Origin of the sequence: Paenibacillus sp. MSJ-34 (genome assembly GCF_018918005.1) — a bacterium.
Taxonomy (GTDB): domain Bacteria; phylum Bacillota; class Bacilli; order Paenibacillales; family Paenibacillaceae; genus MSJ-34.
On the sequence record NZ_JAHLPR010000008.1, the window covers coordinates 19,361 to 37,617 of the forward strand.

Here is an 18,257-nt window from a genome sequence, read left to right on the forward strand (position 1 = left end):
GGGACGGTTCATGAAAGTTACGTTTCAAGGCATTTCCAAGCAATACAAAGGAAAATATGCGCTGCAAGATTTCTCCGCAGAGTTGGAGAACGGGATATACGGACTCCTGGGGACGAATGGGGCGGGCAAAACGACGCTGATCAATATTTTCGTCGGTATTCTGCGAAGCGATCAAGGACAAGTTTTGATCAACGGCACGGATGCAAGGAGCATGGGCGTTCGTTTTCTATCCCATATCGGATACTTGCCGCAATATCCGCAATTTTACAAGAACTTCGAAGTCATGGATTTCCTGAGATATATGTGCGTCCTGAAGGAGATCCCGAAATTGCAAGGGGACAGAAGAGCGAAGGAACTGTTGGAGATTGTCAACTTGAGCGACGCCGCCGGCAAGAAAATCGGAGCCTTGTCCGGCGGGATGCGCCAGCGCGTCGGCATTGCGCAAGCGATGCTGAACGATCCCGACATCCTCATTCTGGACGAACCGACAGCGGGACTCGACCCGCAAGAGAGAATCCGCTTCCGCAATCTGATTACCAAGTTTTCCGACAACCGCATTGTCCTGTTGGCTACGCACATTGTTTCGGATATCGAATTTATCGCCAACCAGGTCATTCTGCTGAAAGACGGACGGCTTATCAAGCAGGATACGCCGCAAGCGCTCGTGGACGGTTTGGAGGGAAAGGTATGGACGGTCAAGGCGACGGACGAAACGATGAACGAGAAGGTGCAGCGGCTCAAAATCAGCAATATGATGCGGGATCGGAACGACATTCATTTGCGGGTGGTCGATGACGACAAACCGGACGACCATGCCGCGAACGTACAGGCTAATCTGGAGGACGTGTTCCTCTACTATTTCGGAGCGGGCGAGCCATGGTAAGATTAATCGGCTTCGAATGGCGCAAGCATTTTCTGAAAACGTCCGTCATCGTGGCGGTGCTTCTTTTCTCTGTTCTGAACGTCGTGAAAATATACAGCGTGTATGAGGGGAACTCGCTGCTCGCATACCCGCATTGGAAAGAACTATATTGGAAAATGTACGGGGATTTCGGCGGCCCTATGACCGATGAAAAAATCGGGAAGCTCATGGCGATCTATCGGCCGCTTGAACAACAGACAGCCGATCGTACGGCAAGCACGACTTATCGCAATGCGAATACTTACCTGACTAATGTTTATGAGGATTTCTATTTCTTCGATTGGAATTATGTGAATCCGATGAAGTATGCCTACGATTACAAGGCGTATGCGCGCGACGTGGCGGGAGCGGCGAAGGATAATATGGATTTCTATCGATCGCTAGGCAATTCCTATGAATATCACAAGAACGAGGCGATCGCAAAGCTTTTCCAGGGACGGTCAGTTGCGAGCTTCTCGTATACGGAGATGTACAAATATTATGTTCAGTACGACTTCTCGGCGTTGCTGGTCCTGTTCATTTGTCTATACGGTCTCATGCATGTATTTCTGTCCGAGAAAGAAACGGAAATGGACACATTGCTGCTAACCGCGACGGCAGGCGGCTTGAAAACGATCTGGGCCAAGCTCTTTGCCTCCGCCCTGTTCGTATGCGGCGTCTCGTTCTGGTTTTGGCTGCTTGATTTCGCGGCATTTTCCGCCATATTCGGCTTCTGGGACGCCGCTTCCTCGCCTTTATACGTTCTGGAAGACTTCATTCACGCTTCGCTCAACGCAAGTCTGGGACAATACGCCCTGTTGTCCGCACTGGCGAAAACGGCGGGGATGCTCGTATTCGGCCTGGCGTTTCTGTTGCTGTCCTGCCTGTTCCGAAATGCCTTGATCCCATTCATCATCGGCCTATTTGCCGCGTTCGGGAGCATTTATCTGGAGGAGTCTTTCATGGGCTCAGGGCGCGTGCTGTTCAAAATCGTCAACCCGTTCGCGCTGATTGTCAATCGGGAATTGTTTCGCAAAGCGGAGTTCCTTCCTCTGTGGGACCATCCCTTGCCGGGCTATATCGCCGCTTTCCTGTTCGCGGCCGCCTGGGGAGCGGTATTTCTATGCGGCATTTTGCTCTTCGTGAGGAAGAATGCGCTTGCGAAAGGGGGAGAGAAGCGTGGCGTCCTGGATCTATGAGATGAAAAAGATGTTTTTCCTTCAGAAGGGCTTGTTATTCATCGGCCTGTTTTACGTCTTGAGCTTGGCGTACATGGTGCTTTTCGACAAGCCCGCGAACCCGGAAATCGAGATGAATGCTTCGCTCTATTCGTTCTATTTGCATCAAGTTCAAGGTCCGTACACGGACAAGACAGAGCGATTTTTTGCGAGCGAAGCCGCGAAGATTTCCGATGCCAAGGTTGCTCTGCAAAAAGCGACGGACGATTACTACGACGGGAAAATAGGGGAAGAGGAATTCCTCGCCGCGTCCGGGCCGCTCGAGCGCATTCTGGAAAACGAAAAAGGCTTTCAATTGATTTATGAGCAATATACCTATGTCCGCGAGAATCCGGCCAACCGCTTTTTTTTGCATACGAACGGCTGGGACGGGTTGCTAGCGAATGACAGTTTGGACTTCCTATGGCTGTTGTTGCTGCTTCTTCTGGTAGCTCCGGTGTTTTGCTTCGAGTATGAAAGCAGGATGGACACCCTCCTCCTTACCGTTAAGAAAGGGACGCGGCATCACGCGCTTTGCAAGATCGGCCTGGCGCTGCTGACGGTCGCCGCGCTGTGCCTGTTGACGGCCGGTTTGCGGTACGGCTTCTATCAGTGGAAGTATGGCTTGGGCAATGGCAATTACCCGCTGCAATCCCTGTCTTACTTCGGGACGTCCACGAAAGAAATGACGTTGTCTCAAGCTTTTCTTTGGATAACGGCGGGCAAGCTGTTCGGCAGCTTATGTTTTGCCGTGCTGATTCTGTTTGTTTCGGTATGTTTGCAGAAGTATGCCGTTACCCTGTTTTCCTGCTCGGCAGCGCTCCTGCTCCCCTATTACGGGCTGCGTCTGGAATCCTCGAAATATTTTCTGCCGGGACCGCTCGGGTTTATGGTATCGACCGGCTTTTTGAGAGGGGACGAGTTTAAGCGCAATCCGTTCAAGGATGAGTTGGATGTCGTCTTTCGGGAACTCTCCCTAACCGCATGGAGCGTCGTGTTTGCGATTACGCTCGGTCTCAGCGTCGCCATGCTCGCCGTAATTTTGATCCGGCGTACAAACGGCTGGGGCGCACGGCAACGAAAGCTCGGGCCGAGAGCGTTTTGCATGCTGCTCATCCTTAGTATGGCGGCGTTCGCGCTTTCCGGCTGCGGGTTTTCCGGGAACGCGGGGACAAGCGATATTTACAATTATTCCTCCAGACAGTCCTTCGAGAATGAGCGTTATCGATTCTATGTGGACGAGCGGGAACTGGACCGTATGCGGATTGTCTTCGAGGATAAAGAAACCGGAGAAGTACGCGATTTCGTGCGAAACCCCATGTCTTCCCTCACCAAGGCGGAGCACTCGATTTACGGGAACGGTACGCGTGTCTACTATATGAAATACGATTCCGACAAATCGGGATTCAAAGAAAATATTGCCCGATTTTCCGTGATCGAAGTGGATACGACGACTTTTCAGGAAAGGATCGTGTTCGAAAAGAAGTTAAGTACGGATAAGAGCATGGTTTTAGGGCTGGTGAAATCGGGAGATCGCGATGCGGCCTTTTTTATGACCGTCAGTTCCTTCTTCCTGGATGAACGGAGCATCTACTTCGTCGGCCAGGGCGAGATCAGGCGAATCGACCGGTTGACCGGGGACATGAGTGTCATTCTTCGAATTCCGGTTTTAAGGAGCCTCGCGTTCGACGGCCGGACGATTTATTATGTCAACGAGAAGTCCCAGGTAGTTGCGTATGACACAAAGACGGATTCCGGGACGGCGATTCCCGATCTGGTCACGCGCTACTTTGTTTTGACCGATAACGAGCTGCTTTTTTTGAATCGGAAGGACCGGCAAAGAATCTATGCGATGAATTTGCGCGATTTCACATTGCGTAAGATAACGGATAAGTCCGTACTAAGCTTTGCTTGCGACGATCAACATATTTTCTATGTTAATGAGGCGGATCTTAAAAAATATCGGATCGATCGGGACGGCCGAAACGAAACGCTTGTGCCGGATTAAATACGATACCGTAACATTGATTTATTGCAGGGGGGTACGAAGGAGGAGGATGCTTTATCGGTTTTCATGAACGTGTTACATTGTTAAGAAAATATGAAGAGAAATGCTATCAAGTTTGTTTTGCATTTCTGCAACAGGAAGCTTTGGCGTTGGAAGCGGCCATGAAGGCGTTGCTGACTTTGTTTCAAGATCGTTCGTTTTTTGAGACGGCTGCGTCCGGTCGGGAATCGCTGCTCCGCCGCGTGTCGTTGAAATCTTGTTTGCAAATATTAGGACAGTGCGCGGACACGGGAGCCGTTATTCGCTGCAAAACGTAAATAGTAGCCCTCCGACGAACGGATAACGGAACCAATGTCCGCCGAAACAGCGAATAAGCGGTTTTGACGAAAAAATAACGGCCGTACGGTCCGGATAGCCATTTCTCGATACAACGCCATTGCCCACGTTTTCCCTAAGCGGCGAATAGCCGGCTTTGGACGGGCAATAACGCCTGTGCGGTCCGGTTTGCTCTGCACGATGCAGCGCTTTTGCTCAATAAGACCCGTTCTGGGTCTTATTTTGTCAAAAAGGGATTTCCCGCAATAGCGTTTCACCGAGCATCGTCGTTAGCTTGCAAAACCTGCAATTGGAGTCAATTTCATCATTCGCCATCGTTGATGTAACTGGCTTTATTGCGCATAGAGAAGGGGGGTACCTCCTTATGTCGAAGGCGATCGCGCGGACCTGCGCTCCTTGTTTGGCACTAACGAAACTAGCAATTCTTATTAGGCTCAAAATGAAGACGTCCCCATTTTAGCGAAACTACGTATCCTTATTCATTGGAAATCGGCGGTTTTACCGCCTTTTTCCCCTCATTAGCACTGGCGTTGCATCGAGAAGTTGATAGCTTCGAAAACCCGCAATTGGAGTCTACTTTATTATTCGCCACCGTTGATGTAGCTGGCTTTATTGCGCGTATAGAAGGATACCTCCCTGCATTTCGAAGGCGATCGCGCGGACCTACGCTCCTTGTTTGGCACTAACGAAACTAGCAATTCTTATTAGGCTCAAAATGAAGACGTCCCCATTTTAGCGAAACTACGTATCCTTATTCATTGGAAATCAGCGGTTTTACCGCCTTTTTCCCCTCATTAGCGTGTTTGAGTTTCGTTAGACATTGCAACAGATGATTTACAGGTTATTAGCGTGTATCAGTTTCGTTACCCCGCTCGGGCGGATCGTCAGCCGCCAGCGGTATGATGAAATTGATTCATTGCGCATCCTTTCACCCGTTTTGATCGGTTGCTGCGGCAAAGCCTGTGACAATACATCTATGCCACGGGGAAACAGCTAACCAATCTCTTAGGCCATGCCTGCCGCAACGTGCCATTCGATGGCCGCATCCGTTAAATCTGAATGCCTTCCCGTTCTTTAAACCGCCGAATCAAAAATTCGCTATGTACATTTGTAATGCCTTCGATCGTTTGCAATTTCCGCAAATACCGTTCGACATGCTCCTGATCGTCCATCAGCGCATGAACGTGCAAATGCGGTCCGCCGCTCATCTGGTATACGCTCGTAATTTCCTCGTCCGCCAGCAGGGTATCCGCTACGGTTTCCAGCAAGCCCCACTGCACTTCGATATTCAAATAAACGGACATGCTTTTGCCGGCCTTGAGCGGATTGACAATGACCGTAAACTTATCGATAATTCCTTGCTCAATCAGGCTGTTTACCCGTTCCCGCACCGCGGCCCTCGTCAAATTGACAAATCTTCCCAGCTCGGCATGGCTTATTCTGCCGTTGTCCAGCAAATGTTCCAGAATCAGGCCGTCTTTCTCGTCCAATTGTTTGAATCGCATTTTCGCGTCTTCCTCTCTTTTTTATTTACAATGTAAAATTAATAATTAAAAATAAAGCTCGTTTGTATGTTAATTATTTTACAATCGTTGTATAATGGAACAGTGATTTGATCCGGTTGCCCGGACGGTTCACTGATTCCAGTGTACAGGCAGACCGGAGAAGAATGCAATCCAACATGAAATTCATTTACGGGAAGGTGTGCTTGCATTGATTACATTATCGCTAGAAATCCTTCTGATCTCCGTCCTCGCCGGGATTACCGGTTCGGTATTGGGCCTCGGGGGAGGGATTATCGTCACTCCCGCGCTCACGCTCCTCTTCGGCGTCAGCATCGAGCATGCGATCGGCGCCAGCATTATATCGGTCATCGCGACCTCAAGCGGTTCGGCGATCGCTTATATCCGCGACCGGATTACCAATCTTCGCGTCGGCATGTTTCTGGAGATCGCCACGACTACCGGAGCGATTACGGGAGCTTTTATCGGAGGGTTGATCGCTCCAAACTTGCTCTATATTATTTTTGGCGTTCTGCTCGCTTATTCGGCGCTGAATATGATCAAGAAAAGGAAAGAGGACCGGCCGGATCAAGCCAAGTCGAGTCCTGCCGCGGAAAAGCTGCGGCTCGAAGGAACCTACTACGACAAAGCGATCGGGCAGCATGTGCCGTATCATGTCGGCAACGTATACGGGGGCTTTTCGGTGATGTACGGAGCCGGGGTCATCTCCGGGCTGCTCGGGATCGGCAGCGGCAGCTTTAAAGTGATGGCTATGGACATGTTCATGAAGCTGCCGCTGAAGGTGTCGACGGCTACCAGCAACTTTATGATGGGCGTTACCGGCGCGGCAAGCGCCGGGGTATATCTGCTGCGGGGGGATATCGATCCGCATATCGCGGGGCCCGTCGCTTTGGGCGTGCTCGCGGGAGCGACGGTCGGAGCCCGGATTATGCAGCGACTGAAGAGCAAAACGATCCGAATGTTGTTTATTCCGGTACTTTTATACGTGGCGTTGCAAATGATCTTTCAGGGAGCGGGGCTAAGTCTATGAAGAATAAACAAGATATAACCGATGTCGAACTGGCCGTAAGCCGCTGGCTCCGAATCGGCGTACTGATAAGCGCCGCCGTCATTTTTACCGGTTTGATCTTCTTTTTCGTTCAAGGCGACAGCGGTTATCACGACGGCGCTTATCCGCATAACCTGCCGGATATTATGAAGGGGTTGCAGGCATGGAAGCCTTACGCCGTCATTACCGCCGGTTTGATTCTGCTGATCCTGACCCCTGTGCTGCGTGTCGCTATCTCGATATGGGTATTCATGCGGGAAGGGGACAAACTATATACCGCCATTGCCGCCGTCGTACTCGTCATTTTAATCATCAGCTTTTTGGTGGGAAAAGCATAAACCAATACGCAAACGTCCCGTTACGCCGGTTAAGGCGGAACGGGACGTTGGATCATCCTTTTACCGCTCCGGCCGTAATGCCGCGCGCCATCTGTTCGGTGAACAGCAGGTAGATCAGAATGGTAGGCAGCGCGATCATCGTCATCACGGCGAATTGGGCGCCGTAATTGGAAGAATATTCGCCGGCGAATTTCATGATCGAGAAAGGAATCGTCTTGAGCTTCTCCGATGTAATGAACGTATTGGCCATAATGAACTCGTTCCACCAACTGATAAAATTGAGCACGCTGACGGTGGCGATGGCCGGTTTCGTGATCGGGAGAATGATGCGGAATACGACGCCGAACACGCCGCAACCGTCCATGACGGCCGATTCCTCGATCGACCGCGGGATCGTTTCCAGAAAACCTGTCATAATGAACATGCTGATCGGAATCGAGAACGCGATATACGGCAAAATCAAGGTAAACATATTGTTGAGCATGCCCAGCTTGTTGAACAGTATGAAGTTGGGCAGCAGCGTCGCGTGGATCGGAATAATCATGCCGAGCATAATCAGATTCAATACCGTTCCGCGCAGCTTCCAATTCATGCGCGTAAACGCGTAGCCCATCATCAAGGCGAACACCGCCGAGACGACGACCGTAATCGTCGTAATCAGCAAACTGTTGAAAAAGTAGCGCGGTACGCGTCCGTAGGTGAAGGCATTGATATAATTTTCCCATTGCGGCGGATCCGGCCATTTCAAAAAAGAGCTTCCGAAAAAATCTCCGCTCTTGAGCAAAGAGTAGTCGGCCAGCCAAATGAGCGGGAACAACTGCATCGAAGCGATCGTACTCATAAAAACGAACAGCAACATTTTCGGCCATTTGCCCGCTCCGGGCGGTTTGCCGGGATGCGCTGCGGCCGGCACGGATGCCGCGGTACGCGGCGAAGTCGAATTCATCGTCAAAACTTACGCATCTCCTTCCGGTTAAAATTCTCCGACATCTTTTTTCAACGCTTTATTGAGGATAACGGTCAGAACAAGGCAAAATACGATGAACAAAATGGAAATCGCGTTGCCGTATCCGTACAACGATGAGGAGAACGCAACTTTATAGAGATAATTGCCGAGAAACTGCGTACTGTTCGCCGGACCGCCGTTCGTCATCAGGAAGACGGTCTCCATCTGCTTCAGGCAAGTAATGACGGCGATGACGATCGCCACGCGCGCCATCGGCATGAGCAGCGGCAGCACGACATGGAGATAAAGCTTCGCATTCGTCGCGCCGTCCAATTTGGCGGCTTCGTGCAAATCTTTCGGAATGCCTTGCAAACCTGCGTAATACAGGAGCAGGGCGTACCCGAACCCTTGCCACATGACCACGATAATGATCGCCCAGATCGCCGTGGACGAATCGCCGAGCCAGTCGTGCTTCAACGCTTCCAGACCGATGCTCTCCAGCAATTTATTGAACAGCCCGTAATTCGGGTGAAATATGCCCGCCCAAAGTTTGGCCGTGACGACAATCGAAATGACGGCCGGAATGAAGAAAATCATACGGAACAGCTTCTCGTATTTGCCGCAATGCTGCAGGAATATCGCGAGCAATATCGCAACCGGATGCTGCAGCAAAACCGTTGCCGCCGCGAGCAGCAGCGCATTTCGCAAAGACCGCCAGAACACCTCGTCATGCAGCAAAATCTCTTTATAATTGCCCAAACCTACAAAATTGTATTTTCCGATTCCTCCCCAATCGGTCGATCCGTAATAGGCGCTCATCAATACGGGAATGCAAATCATAAAGACGAACAGAAGGAGACCGGGAGCGACGAGGAGGAAAATCGTTTTTTTGTCGCTAATTATTTTATGCATGGAATCATCCCGCCTTTATCGGTACAACGGGAGCGGAGGAATCCCCCGCTCCCGCTTCCCGCTTACTTGCCCGCCACTTTATCCGCTGCGGCGTCGAGCGCCTTGGCGAATTCCTCGGGCGTCATTTTCTCGTTCAATAAGCTTTGATGCGCTTCCATTACTTTCTGCTTGAACTCGTCGGTTGCGACATCCTGCAGCGGCGTGCCGCTGGAAGAAGTCATGTTGTTGAAAATATCGATGAGTTGCTTTTGCAGTTCCGTTTCGTCGCCGGTTAGAAATTCGTCGAATTTTTGCGCAGGCGTTCCGGCCCCGCTCTGCCATACTTGCTTTGGCCAATGGTCAGGCTGGAAAAAATATTTCATGAAATCGACGGCCGCTTCTTGATGCTTCGAGTTTTTGGAGATCGCATAACCGCCTCCGTACCATGCCGTAATATCCGTTTCCTTCCCTTTATCCGAGGCCGGGAACGGGAAAGCGCCGACATTGTTGCGGAATTCCTCGGAGAAATTCGTATCCGTCGCAAGGCCCGCTTCCCAGTTCCCCATAAAGAACATCGCCGCTTGGCCTTGGCCGAACAAGTTTCTGGCCGCGCCGTAATCGGCGGTTAGCCAGCCGTCGGCGAACCCTTTCGCCTTGGCGAATTCCTGCATGTTTGCGGCAGCCTGCACCAGCCGTTCGTCCGTAAACGAAATTTGCCGTTCGAACGCTTGGTCCATGACGTTAAAGTCTCCCGTAACGCGCTGCGCGACATAGTCGTACCAAATCGGCAGCGTCCAGCCGTCCATGCCGTTCATGGCGATCGGATTGACTTTGTTTTCGCGCAATTTTTTGACGGCCGCGAGCAGATCGTCGGTCGTCTTCGGCACTTCGATTCCGTTATCCGCGAATATTTGTTTATTGTAGTACATAATGGCGTAGTCCGTATTTCTCGGCAAACCGAACAGCTTGCCGTCTTTGGAGAAGCCGTCGAGAGAACCGGCAACGAAGTTGCTTGACGCAAAATCGGACGGATTCAATTCGAGCAGCAAATCGTTATCGAGCAGCGGGCTCAGGAAGGAAGGCTGTCCCCAAGCTTGAATGATGTCCGGCAGTTCGTTGGTTGAAGCATACACTTTGATTTTCGATTTATACGGTTCGTCCTGCAGCGCTTCGACTTCGATTTTGACATTCGGGTTTTCGTTCATGTATGCGTCGATAATATCTTGTTCGACCTTGCCGATCCCATTCGTCCGATCGGCCAATGCCGTGAAAAACTTCAACGTAACCGGATCGGCGGTCTTTTCGGTTTTCGTTTCTTGCTCCGTTCCCGTCTCCGGCGGCTTGTCGGCATTCGATCCGGTATTCCCGGCGTCCTTCGTTCCGCAGCCTGCCAAGCCGATCGCGAGTATAAGGGATAGCAGCAGCAGCTTCATACTTTTCATTCGTTTCCCCACCTTCTTCGTATTTTGAGAGCTAGCTCCAATGTGCAACTTTATCTTATCGATTTCATAACGCAATAAACATGTGCGAAATTTCAGATGAATGTAGGCATTTTTCAGTTGTTGGTCCGAACCTGTTTCTGGCTCTCGGCAATTCCGTTATACTACGAATACAACCTTTCCTATTGAAAATGGTGATCACTTGAAGAAAACAGCCCGATATTTCAACTGGTATGTAAACCGGTCGATCCAGTTCAAGCTGTTGTTCTGGTTCGTTCCTCTGCTTCTGGCGATGATTGCGATTATGGGCTGGAGCTCCTACTATATCGCCTCGAAAGAAGTGGTGGACAAAATCAAGCAGGCGCAGGACCATTTGACGAAAAAGACGACGGATCAAATCGATCTGATGGCGAAAGACACGATCTATTTTGCCAACAATTTATTTCTTAACGCGGGGGTGCAGGAACTGCTTACGTCCCAGGATCCCACGCCGGAGAGGCAGAAAGTATTTCGGACGGTGTCCAATATGATGGTGGCCAGCAATTCGGTGCAATCGCTCATTTTGTATAAATTGCAGGAGGGGAACTACGAATTCGTCCCGTTCGGCGTCGATCAGACCGGAGTGACGAGCGCGATGACGCTGGAGAAGTTTCAAGAGACGCCATATTATCGGGAAGCGATCGCGGCGGACGGCAAACCGGTGTTTCATTTATTGAAGCCGTCGGAAGCTTTATTCGTCGGCGACCCCAATGAGAAAGTCATCCTTACGAAAGTCATCAAGAACATTTACGATTTGAAGCATGCCGGCATGATGGTCATCGGCATCGATGCGCATAAAATCGGCAAGCAATACTTGGAAGCCGCCAAAGACGAAGCGGATATGTTCGTCATGGACCGGGAAGGCATGATCGTCTCGGCGACGAATCGCCAATGGGTCGGCAAACGCGATTTGGATTTGCCGTATTTCCAAGATTCGAATCCGGACCTGACGACGCTGGACCGCTTGCAAAGGAAGGCGGACCGTTCCGAATGGGTCATCACTTACGCGGAATCGCCGACGACCGGATGGTATGTCGTCGTCATTCAGACGAAACAAACGTTGGTGCGGGAACTCGGCCGGATCGGACTGTTAAGCGTCACATTGACGGTCGTCTGTTTATTATTAAGCTTGATCGTTACGTGGATGGCGGCGACGATGATTACGAAACCGCTCAAAAAATTGACCCGGTCGATGAAAAGATTGCAAACGGGCGATTTTACCCAGCGCGTCAATTTTGCCGGCGCGGACGAAATCGGGCAGCTCGGCTTTTGGTACAACACGATGGTGCAGCGCATGAAAACGTTAATCGACGATATGTACGCTTCTCAATTAAAGCAAAAAGAAGCGGAATTGAAAACGCTTCAAGCGCAAATCCGGCCTCATTTTTTGTACAACACGTTAAATACGATTTGCTGGTCTGCCGAACGCAAAGGAGAGCGGGAAATCGCGGACATGGTTTATTCCTTATCGCAAGTATTCCGTTTAAGCTTAAACGACGGCAAAGATTTTTTTACGCTGGAACAAGAGATTGAGCTGGTCAAACATTATTTGTTCTTACATAAAACCCGGTATGCCGGCCAATTCGATTTCGACATCGAGCTCGCTCCCGAAGTCCGCGGCTTCGTCATTCCGAAGCTTATGATTCAACCGCTTGTGGAAAATGCCGTCATTCACGGGATCGAGCCGCTCGGAGGCAACGGCCATATTTCGATACGCGCTTGCAAGGAAGGAGATCTCGTCACGATCGAGGTGCTCGATAACGGTATCGGCATGGAGACGGGCAGGCTCGAATTTTTGCTGCGCGCCGCTGCGGAGACGGCGAACGGCGCGGGCGCCGTCCGGATGGAACGGCGTTCCGGTTTCGCGCTCGCCAATATGCGGGAACGGCTGCAGTTGGCGTTTCCCAATGCGGTCATCGAACTTGACAGTACCGAAGGGGCGGGAACTTGCGTGAAAATTCAAATTCAGGTAAAGGAGTGACGATCGATGGCGTTAAAATTGTTCATCGTGGAGGACGAACAAACGATACGCGAAGGCATTCTGTCGATGATCGATTGGGAGAGGCATCAAATTGATGTATGCGGCGAGGCGGCGAACGGGAGAGAGGCGCTTCCTTTGCTGGAACGGCACCGGCCGGACGTATTGCTGACCGATATCCGCATGCCGTACATGGACGGGCTGCAATTGATCGAAGAGGCGCAGCGGGCGGGCCTTGATTTTCGCGCGATCGTGCTGTCCGGATATAATGAATTTTCCTACGCGAAACAAGCGCTGAAACTCGGAGTGTTGGACTATATATTGAAGCCGTGCCGGCCCGACGATATTTTGAAGATCGTTTTGGAGGCGAAGTTGGCGATCGAATCCGAGCAATCGGCCAATTTCGACCGGAATAAACGGGACCAGGCATGGAATAGAAATATGCATTTGCTCAAAAATCAAGTGCTGTCCCAATGGATTCATTATCCGAAAATACCGCTTGAGCGCCGCGAAGGGCTGATCGCGGAATTGCAGATGGCCATCGTTCCGGTTATGCTGCAAGTCGGACTAATCCGTTTCGATACGACGCGGTTCTCGCCCAATTACGGCGAACCGGATTGGGAATTAATCCGATATGCGGCGCTCAACATCGTTCTGGAAACGTTAGCTCCGGTTTACCGGGGAAAGATCGAAGCGTTTCGCGACGGAGACGATTTGCTATGGATCGCTAACGCGACGCTGGCGGAAGCAAGTGCCGGCGAGACCGGCACCGGCGCGGATGAGGAGTTGAAAAGCAATCTCGGCTTATTGCAGCGCAATCTCGAAATCTACTTGAATTTATCCGTCAGCATTGCGGTCGGCACGTGCCGGGAATCGGTCGACGATGCGCACATCTCTTACCGGGAGGCGCTGCAAGCGATGAATGTGCGATTTTACCGGAGCAAAGGCGGAATCTTCCTGTATAACGAGACGGCGCGCAAGGAAGGAGAGCAGGAGGAAGGGACGATTTTGGACGATGAAGCCTTCGACCGGCTTGAACGGGAAATCGTCATGCAAATGCGAGGCGCCGCTTATGAGCAAGCGCTGGACAAGATGGAGCGCTGGCTTGAACGCTTCCAGACGGCGCCGCGGTACGGCAAGCACGAAGTAAACGTTCGCGCGACGGCGTTCATTCTCGAACTGCAGCGGTTGGCGGAGGAGAAAAACGCGACGACCTTCGAATGGAAACAACATTTGGTCAACTGGATGGAGCAAATTCCCCAAGTCGAGACGCTCGACGAATTATCGACCATTATGAAGAAAATTATGCAAAGTCTAGTAGAGGCTCTATGCCGTCAGCGTTCGCTCCATCGAACGGTACAGCTTGCCGTCGATCTGATCCGGGAAAAGTATAATACGAATCTTACCTTGGATGCCGTCGCCCGGGCGGCCTACGTCTCCAATACTTATTTGAGCTCTTTGTTCAAACAGGAGTTGGGAATCAATTTTCTCGATTATTTGCACCAGTACCGGATCGAAAAAGCGAAAGAACTGCTCGCCCAAAACTTGAAAATGTTCGCGGTCGCCAAGCTTGTCGGATATCAGGAAGAGCGGCATTTCAGCGCAACGTTCAAAAAGTGGACCGGTTTGACGCCTTCGCAATATCAGAAAGGGCTGCAATAAAATCGATAATAGATTAAATATATGGTAAAATATAAGTAGTAGATTATTTCTCATCTGCAAACAGGATGCAAGCGCTTCTATCAATCGGTTGAAGGAGTGATTCGGAATGTGGTTCTGGAAACGGAAAAAGAAAGCGAAAGAACAACCGCAACAATCGAAACGCATTCACGCAACTCTGAAAGAGGTAGAAAACGCCGTATTGCAGTTTGAAGAACAGCTTCCGCCCACGGTGAAACGAACGATACTGATCGGGAAGGACAATCGTATCGACTTTTCGCAGTTAACCCGTTTTTTGGGCGGGGAGCCGAGCGAATCTTTCTATATGAGCAAAGAAACCTATGAAATATTCGGCGAGAACGACAAGATGATTCCTCAATATTTGGATTCGGTGCAGGCGGCGGTCGACGATTACGTGTCGGAACATAACAAGCTGCCCGTCGTGCCGGATCGCCCGGACGGCCTGGTGCACTACGATTTGTTGCTACGGGATCGTTATTTAAAGGAAAAACCGCCGATTCCGATGTATATTACCGACGATGAATTTATGGTTACGCACCGCAAGCCGGAATCCGGATAGAAGAAAGGACGAAGATCGAAGTGGATTTGCAGCATTTGAAACAGCTCGTGCAAGAAAGCGGCAATATCGTCTTTTTCGGAGGCGCGGGCACGTCGACGGAAAGCGATATTCCCGATTTTCGCTCGGCGAACGGACTATATCAGACGAAGAGCCGGCATCGCTATCCCCCGGAAACGATGTTAAGCCGCGATTTTTTCATGCGTCATACGGAGGAATTTTACGAATTTTACCGAACCCGCATGATCTATCAAGACGCGAAACCGAATGCGGCGCATGCCGCTTTGGCCGCATTGGAACGGGAAGGGCGGCTGAAGGCGGTCATCACGCAAAATATCGACGGTTTGCATCAACTGGCGGGAAGCGTTAACGTCTTGGAACTACACGGCTCCGTGCATCGGAATCATTGCATGGATTGCGGAGCGTTTGCTTCGCTCGACGACGTGCTTGCGGCCGGGGGTGGCGACGCGGGCGCCGTACCGCGCTGCAGCCGCTGCGGAGGCGTAGTGAAACCGGATGTCGTGTTGTATCAAGAGGAACTGGATCGAGAGACGCTGAACCGCGCCATCCGGCATATCGAAGAAGCGGATGTGTTTATCGTGGCAGGCACTTCGCTGACGGTATATCCGGCGGCGGGATTGGTTCGCTATTACCGGGGAAATAAATTGATCCTGATCAACAAATCCCCGACGGCATATGACGGACATGCCAACTATGTATTGCAGGAAAGCATCGGCAAAGTAATGAGCGCATTTGTCGAGCCATAAATTTCTTATCGAGTTCTCCCGCCTCGGGGCGACCGCACGTTTAGCATAACGGGTCGATCCGGGGTTTTGCTCGTTTTATCCTTCTTTTCAATTCATGAAAGTTATTCCCCGATATGAATTCAAACAATGGCCGGCGAGGCCTTGGCGTTGCATTAACTTTTCTTAGCAATCTTAAAACAGCTGTGTGGATCACCATGCTAATCCTTCACACACATTCCTTCTACCGCCCTGCTCCCAAAATTCGCGGACACAGGATACGTTAATTGTGACAGACGGCCCGATTTCGGATGGTTTGCGGACAGACGATCCTTTATTCGCGGCAAAAGCGCAAAAACAAGCCCTCCGAGGAATGAATAACGGAACCAATGTCCGCCTAAACAGCAAATAAGCGGTTTTGACGCAAAAAAACGGCCGTACGGTCCGGATAGCCATGGCCGGCGAGGCCTTTTTTCATGCAATGAAATCGATTGGAAACGGTTTTGAAACATTCGTTTTCAGAAAATACTTTTCAAATTTAATTGTTTTAGATATAATTAGTATAACAAGTATTCTGGCAATGCGGAAATCGATGCTTGTGAATGAGACGAAAGACGGAGGACAGAAGGATGCGGGATGACGGCGAAAGGAACGGCGCGGGGCAGGAATCGATCGGATTTCTAATCGGACAAGCTTACCGGAAAATCAGCCATGTGCTGACGATGCGGTTTAAGCCGTTTGACATTACGCTGGAACAATTTGCGGTATTGTTTCGCTTGCACGAAGACGACGGGATTACGCAGAAGGAGCTGGCGGAACGCAGCGGCAAAGATCAGCCGACCACGACGCGCATTTTGGATTGCTTGGAGCGCAAAGGAATGATTCGCAGGCAACCGAAAACGGACGACAGACGCGCCTATTCGATCTATATGACGGAGGAAGGCCGCCGGATTGCCGCCCAATTGCTTCCGATCGAAAAGGAAACGTTGGAACAATTGACGGAGGGAATCCCGGAAGAACAAATGGTTTTATTCAGACAAATGCTTACGATTATACAGACTAGAGGTGTCATGCTTGAAGGAACAGACAGAGAACAACAACGCTAGACTATGGACCAAAGATTTTATATTGTTTACATTATCGAGTTTATTCATTTACTTGAACTTGCAAATGATTACGCCCGCCCTGCCGGCTTATATCGCGGACCGTTTCGCGGCAAGCAGCTTTACGATCAGCCTGGTCGTCAGTTCTTTTGCGCTCTCGGCGATCGTGGCCCGGCTGTTTGCCGGAAAGGCGCTCGCGAACGTTAGCCGGAAGAAGTTTTTCGTTGCAGGCCTACTTGTTTATATATTGGCGTCGGCCGGTTATTATTGGTTAGGGACGATCGCGCTGATCGTATTGATCCGCATTATTTACGGCGTCGGCTTCGGTATTGTAAGCACGACGATGGGGACGGTCGTCTCCGACATCGTGCCGGCGAAACGGATGGGCGAAGGAATGGGCTATTTCGGTTTGTCGACGAGTTTGTCGATGTCCATCGCTCCGGTTATCGGTCTTTGGCTTCTGGATTCTTACGGCTTCGGGCGGCTTATTTTCATTTCCACTTTGTTGGTAGGCGTCGTGCTGTTATTCGTGCCGATGATTCGTTTCGGCTCCGGAAAGGCTGCACGCATCCTTCAGCCGGCCCGCGCAAGCGGAGCGGGAAGCAAAAAATTCGATTTTTTCGATAAAAGAGTGCTGCTTCCCTTCTCCTTGAATTTATTGTTGTCCGTTACTTACGGAGGATTGATCAGCTTTATTACGTTATTCGGCAAAGAAAACCATCTTGCCAACGTCGGGTGGTTTTTCTTGTTTAATGCGATGGCCGTATTGCTGGTTCGGCCGTTCTCGGGCAAAATTTTCGATGCGAAAGGGCATATCGCGATTTTGCCGGCGGGCGGATTATTCGTTATCGCGGGCCTGACGATATTGTCGTTCGCAACGTCGTTCGGCATGCTGGTCGTATCGGCCGTCTGCTACGGGATCGGGTACGGCATGATTCAGCCCTCGCTGCAAGCGTGGTCGATTCAGCGGGTCAACCCGGAACGGCGCGGCGTAGCGAACGGCATGTTCTACAATTCGATCGATTTGGGCATTGCGATCGGTTCGCTCGCTTTGGGCGTGATCGCATTGAAGCTTGGCAGCTACGCGATGATGTTCCGTTTATCGGCTTTGTTTATGGCCTTGTTTCTAGTCATTTACGGCTTGTCTTTCGCCTTGGCGAAACGAGTGGAGGTAGCCGCAACCGAAAAAGCGGCAGGATAAGCGGAGGAGGCGTCGCGTCGTTCCGACCCCTGTTTCGCGGAAATGTCGAAGAACCTAAGAGGAACGCTCTTAGGTTCTTTTGTTATGGAATCGACCGGCATTGGAATTCCTCCAATGCTTTGGCTATTCGCAAACCCCGCGGCGGCATTTCATTGGATTCTATCCAATAGATTCCGCAAAAACGCGGCCGAAAAACAAAATTGGGATCAATCTATTGGATGTTTTCCAATAGATCATCATTTAACTCGGCAAAATGGCGTTTTTTGTTGTATATATTCCAATGGTGACCGGCGGGTCGCACGAGACAGCA

At 50.8% G+C, this 18,257-nt stretch carries 16 protein-coding genes; 12 read left to right on the forward strand and 4 right to left on the reverse strand.

What is annotated here, in order from left to right; translation table 11 throughout:
• Positions 1-10 precede the first annotated feature (10 nt).
• From KQI79_RS05715 to KQI79_RS05730, 4 genes are all read left to right on the forward strand, one after another.
• Positions 11-883, forward strand: a complete 873-nt coding sequence (locus tag KQI79_RS05715) for an ABC transporter ATP-binding protein (protein WP_216537263.1) — start codon at positions 11-13, stop codon at positions 881-883.
• The gene (locus KQI79_RS05720; protein ID WP_216537264.1) at positions 877-2,100 is read left to right on the forward strand and encodes an ABC transporter permease; all 1,224 of its coding nucleotides are present in this window, start codon (positions 877-879) and stop codon (positions 2,098-2,100) included. Before KQI79_RS05715 ends, KQI79_RS05720 begins: the two co-directional genes overlap by 7 nt.
• The gene (locus tag KQI79_RS05725; RefSeq protein WP_367398142.1) at positions 2,081-4,126 is read left to right on the forward strand and encodes a DUF5050 domain-containing protein; all 2,046 of its coding nucleotides are present in this window, start codon (positions 2,081-2,083) and stop codon (positions 4,124-4,126) included. The genes KQI79_RS05720 and KQI79_RS05725 overlap by 20 nt, the downstream gene beginning before the upstream one ends.
• A gap of 149 nt (positions 4,127-4,275) precedes the next feature.
• Positions 4,276-4,443: a hypothetical protein gene (locus KQI79_RS05730; protein WP_216537266.1), complete on the forward strand. Its 168-nt coding sequence runs from the start codon at positions 4,276-4,278 to the stop codon at positions 4,441-4,443.
• Positions 4,444-5,511: 1,068 nt separating this feature from the next.
• Here KQI79_RS05730 and KQI79_RS05735 read toward each other — a convergent pair.
• A complete protein-coding gene (locus KQI79_RS05735) occupies positions 5,512-5,967 on the reverse strand; it encodes an Lrp/AsnC family transcriptional regulator (protein ID WP_216537267.1) in 456 nt (151 codons plus the stop codon).
• A gap of 208 nt (positions 5,968-6,175) precedes the next feature.
• On the opposite strand from KQI79_RS05735, the gene KQI79_RS05740 reads away from it, so the two are divergent.
• Together KQI79_RS05740 and KQI79_RS05745 are read left to right on the forward strand one after the other, a co-directional pair.
• Positions 6,176-7,015: a sulfite exporter TauE/SafE family protein gene (locus KQI79_RS05740; protein WP_216537268.1), complete on the forward strand. Its 840-nt coding sequence runs from the start codon at positions 6,176-6,178 to the stop codon at positions 7,013-7,015.
• Positions 7,012-7,371 (forward strand): DUF1634 domain-containing protein, encoded by a 360-nt coding sequence (locus KQI79_RS05745; protein WP_216537269.1) that lies wholly within the window; start codon positions 7,012-7,014, stop codon positions 7,369-7,371. The genes KQI79_RS05740 and KQI79_RS05745 overlap by 4 nt, the downstream gene beginning before the upstream one ends.
• 52 nt (positions 7,372-7,423) lie before the next feature.
• Here KQI79_RS05745 and KQI79_RS05750 read toward each other — a convergent pair whose 3' ends face one another.
• From KQI79_RS05750 to KQI79_RS05760, 3 genes are all read right to left on the reverse strand, one after another.
• Positions 7,424-8,317, reverse strand: coding sequence for a carbohydrate ABC transporter permease (locus tag KQI79_RS05750; RefSeq protein WP_216537366.1), 894 nt, complete (start codon positions 8,315-8,317; stop codon positions 7,424-7,426).
• A 27-nt stretch (positions 8,318-8,344) separates the two neighbouring features.
• Complete coding sequence (locus KQI79_RS05755) at positions 8,345-9,229, reverse strand: carbohydrate ABC transporter permease (protein ID WP_216537270.1); 885 nt, start codon at positions 9,227-9,229, stop codon at positions 8,345-8,347.
• Between the two features lie 62 nt (positions 9,230-9,291).
• The gene (locus KQI79_RS05760; RefSeq protein ID WP_216537271.1) at positions 9,292-10,650 is read right to left on the reverse strand and encodes an ABC transporter substrate-binding protein; all 1,359 of its coding nucleotides are present in this window, start codon (positions 10,648-10,650) and stop codon (positions 9,292-9,294) included.
• A 199-nt stretch (positions 10,651-10,849) separates the two neighbouring features.
• Here KQI79_RS05760 and KQI79_RS05765 point away from each other — a divergent pair, with 199 nt between their 5' ends.
• The 6 genes from KQI79_RS05765 to KQI79_RS05790 all read left to right on the forward strand — a co-directional run bounded on the left by KQI79_RS05765 (position 10,850) and on the right by KQI79_RS05790 (position 17,947).
• Complete coding sequence (locus KQI79_RS05765) at positions 10,850-12,667, forward strand: sensor histidine kinase (protein WP_216537272.1); 1,818 nt, start codon at positions 10,850-10,852, stop codon at positions 12,665-12,667.
• Positions 12,668-12,673: 6 nt separating this feature from the next.
• Entirely contained in the window at positions 12,674-14,326 is a 1,653-nt protein-coding gene (locus KQI79_RS05770) for a response regulator (RefSeq protein WP_216537273.1), read from the forward strand.
• 106 nt (positions 14,327-14,432) lie between these two features.
• Positions 14,433-14,903 carry a DUF3939 domain-containing protein gene (locus KQI79_RS05775; protein ID WP_216537274.1) on the forward strand — a complete coding sequence of 157 codons (471 nt, stop codon included), beginning with the start codon at positions 14,433-14,435 and terminating at the stop codon, positions 14,901-14,903.
• 20 nt (positions 14,904-14,923) lie between these two features.
• On the forward strand, positions 14,924-15,667 hold the full coding sequence (locus KQI79_RS05780) for an NAD-dependent protein deacylase (protein WP_216537275.1): 744 nt from the start codon (positions 14,924-14,926) through the stop codon (positions 15,665-15,667).
• 605 nt (positions 15,668-16,272) lie between these two features.
• Positions 16,273-16,749, forward strand: a complete 477-nt coding sequence (locus tag KQI79_RS05785; RefSeq protein ID WP_216537276.1) for a MarR family winged helix-turn-helix transcriptional regulator — start codon at positions 16,273-16,275, stop codon at positions 16,747-16,749.
• Positions 16,718-17,947 carry an MFS transporter gene (locus tag KQI79_RS05790; protein WP_216537277.1) on the forward strand — a complete coding sequence of 410 codons (1,230 nt, stop codon included), beginning with the start codon at positions 16,718-16,720 and terminating at the stop codon, positions 17,945-17,947. The genes KQI79_RS05785 and KQI79_RS05790 overlap by 32 nt, the downstream gene beginning before the upstream one ends.
• The last annotated feature ends 310 nt before the right edge of the window (positions 17,948-18,257 follow it).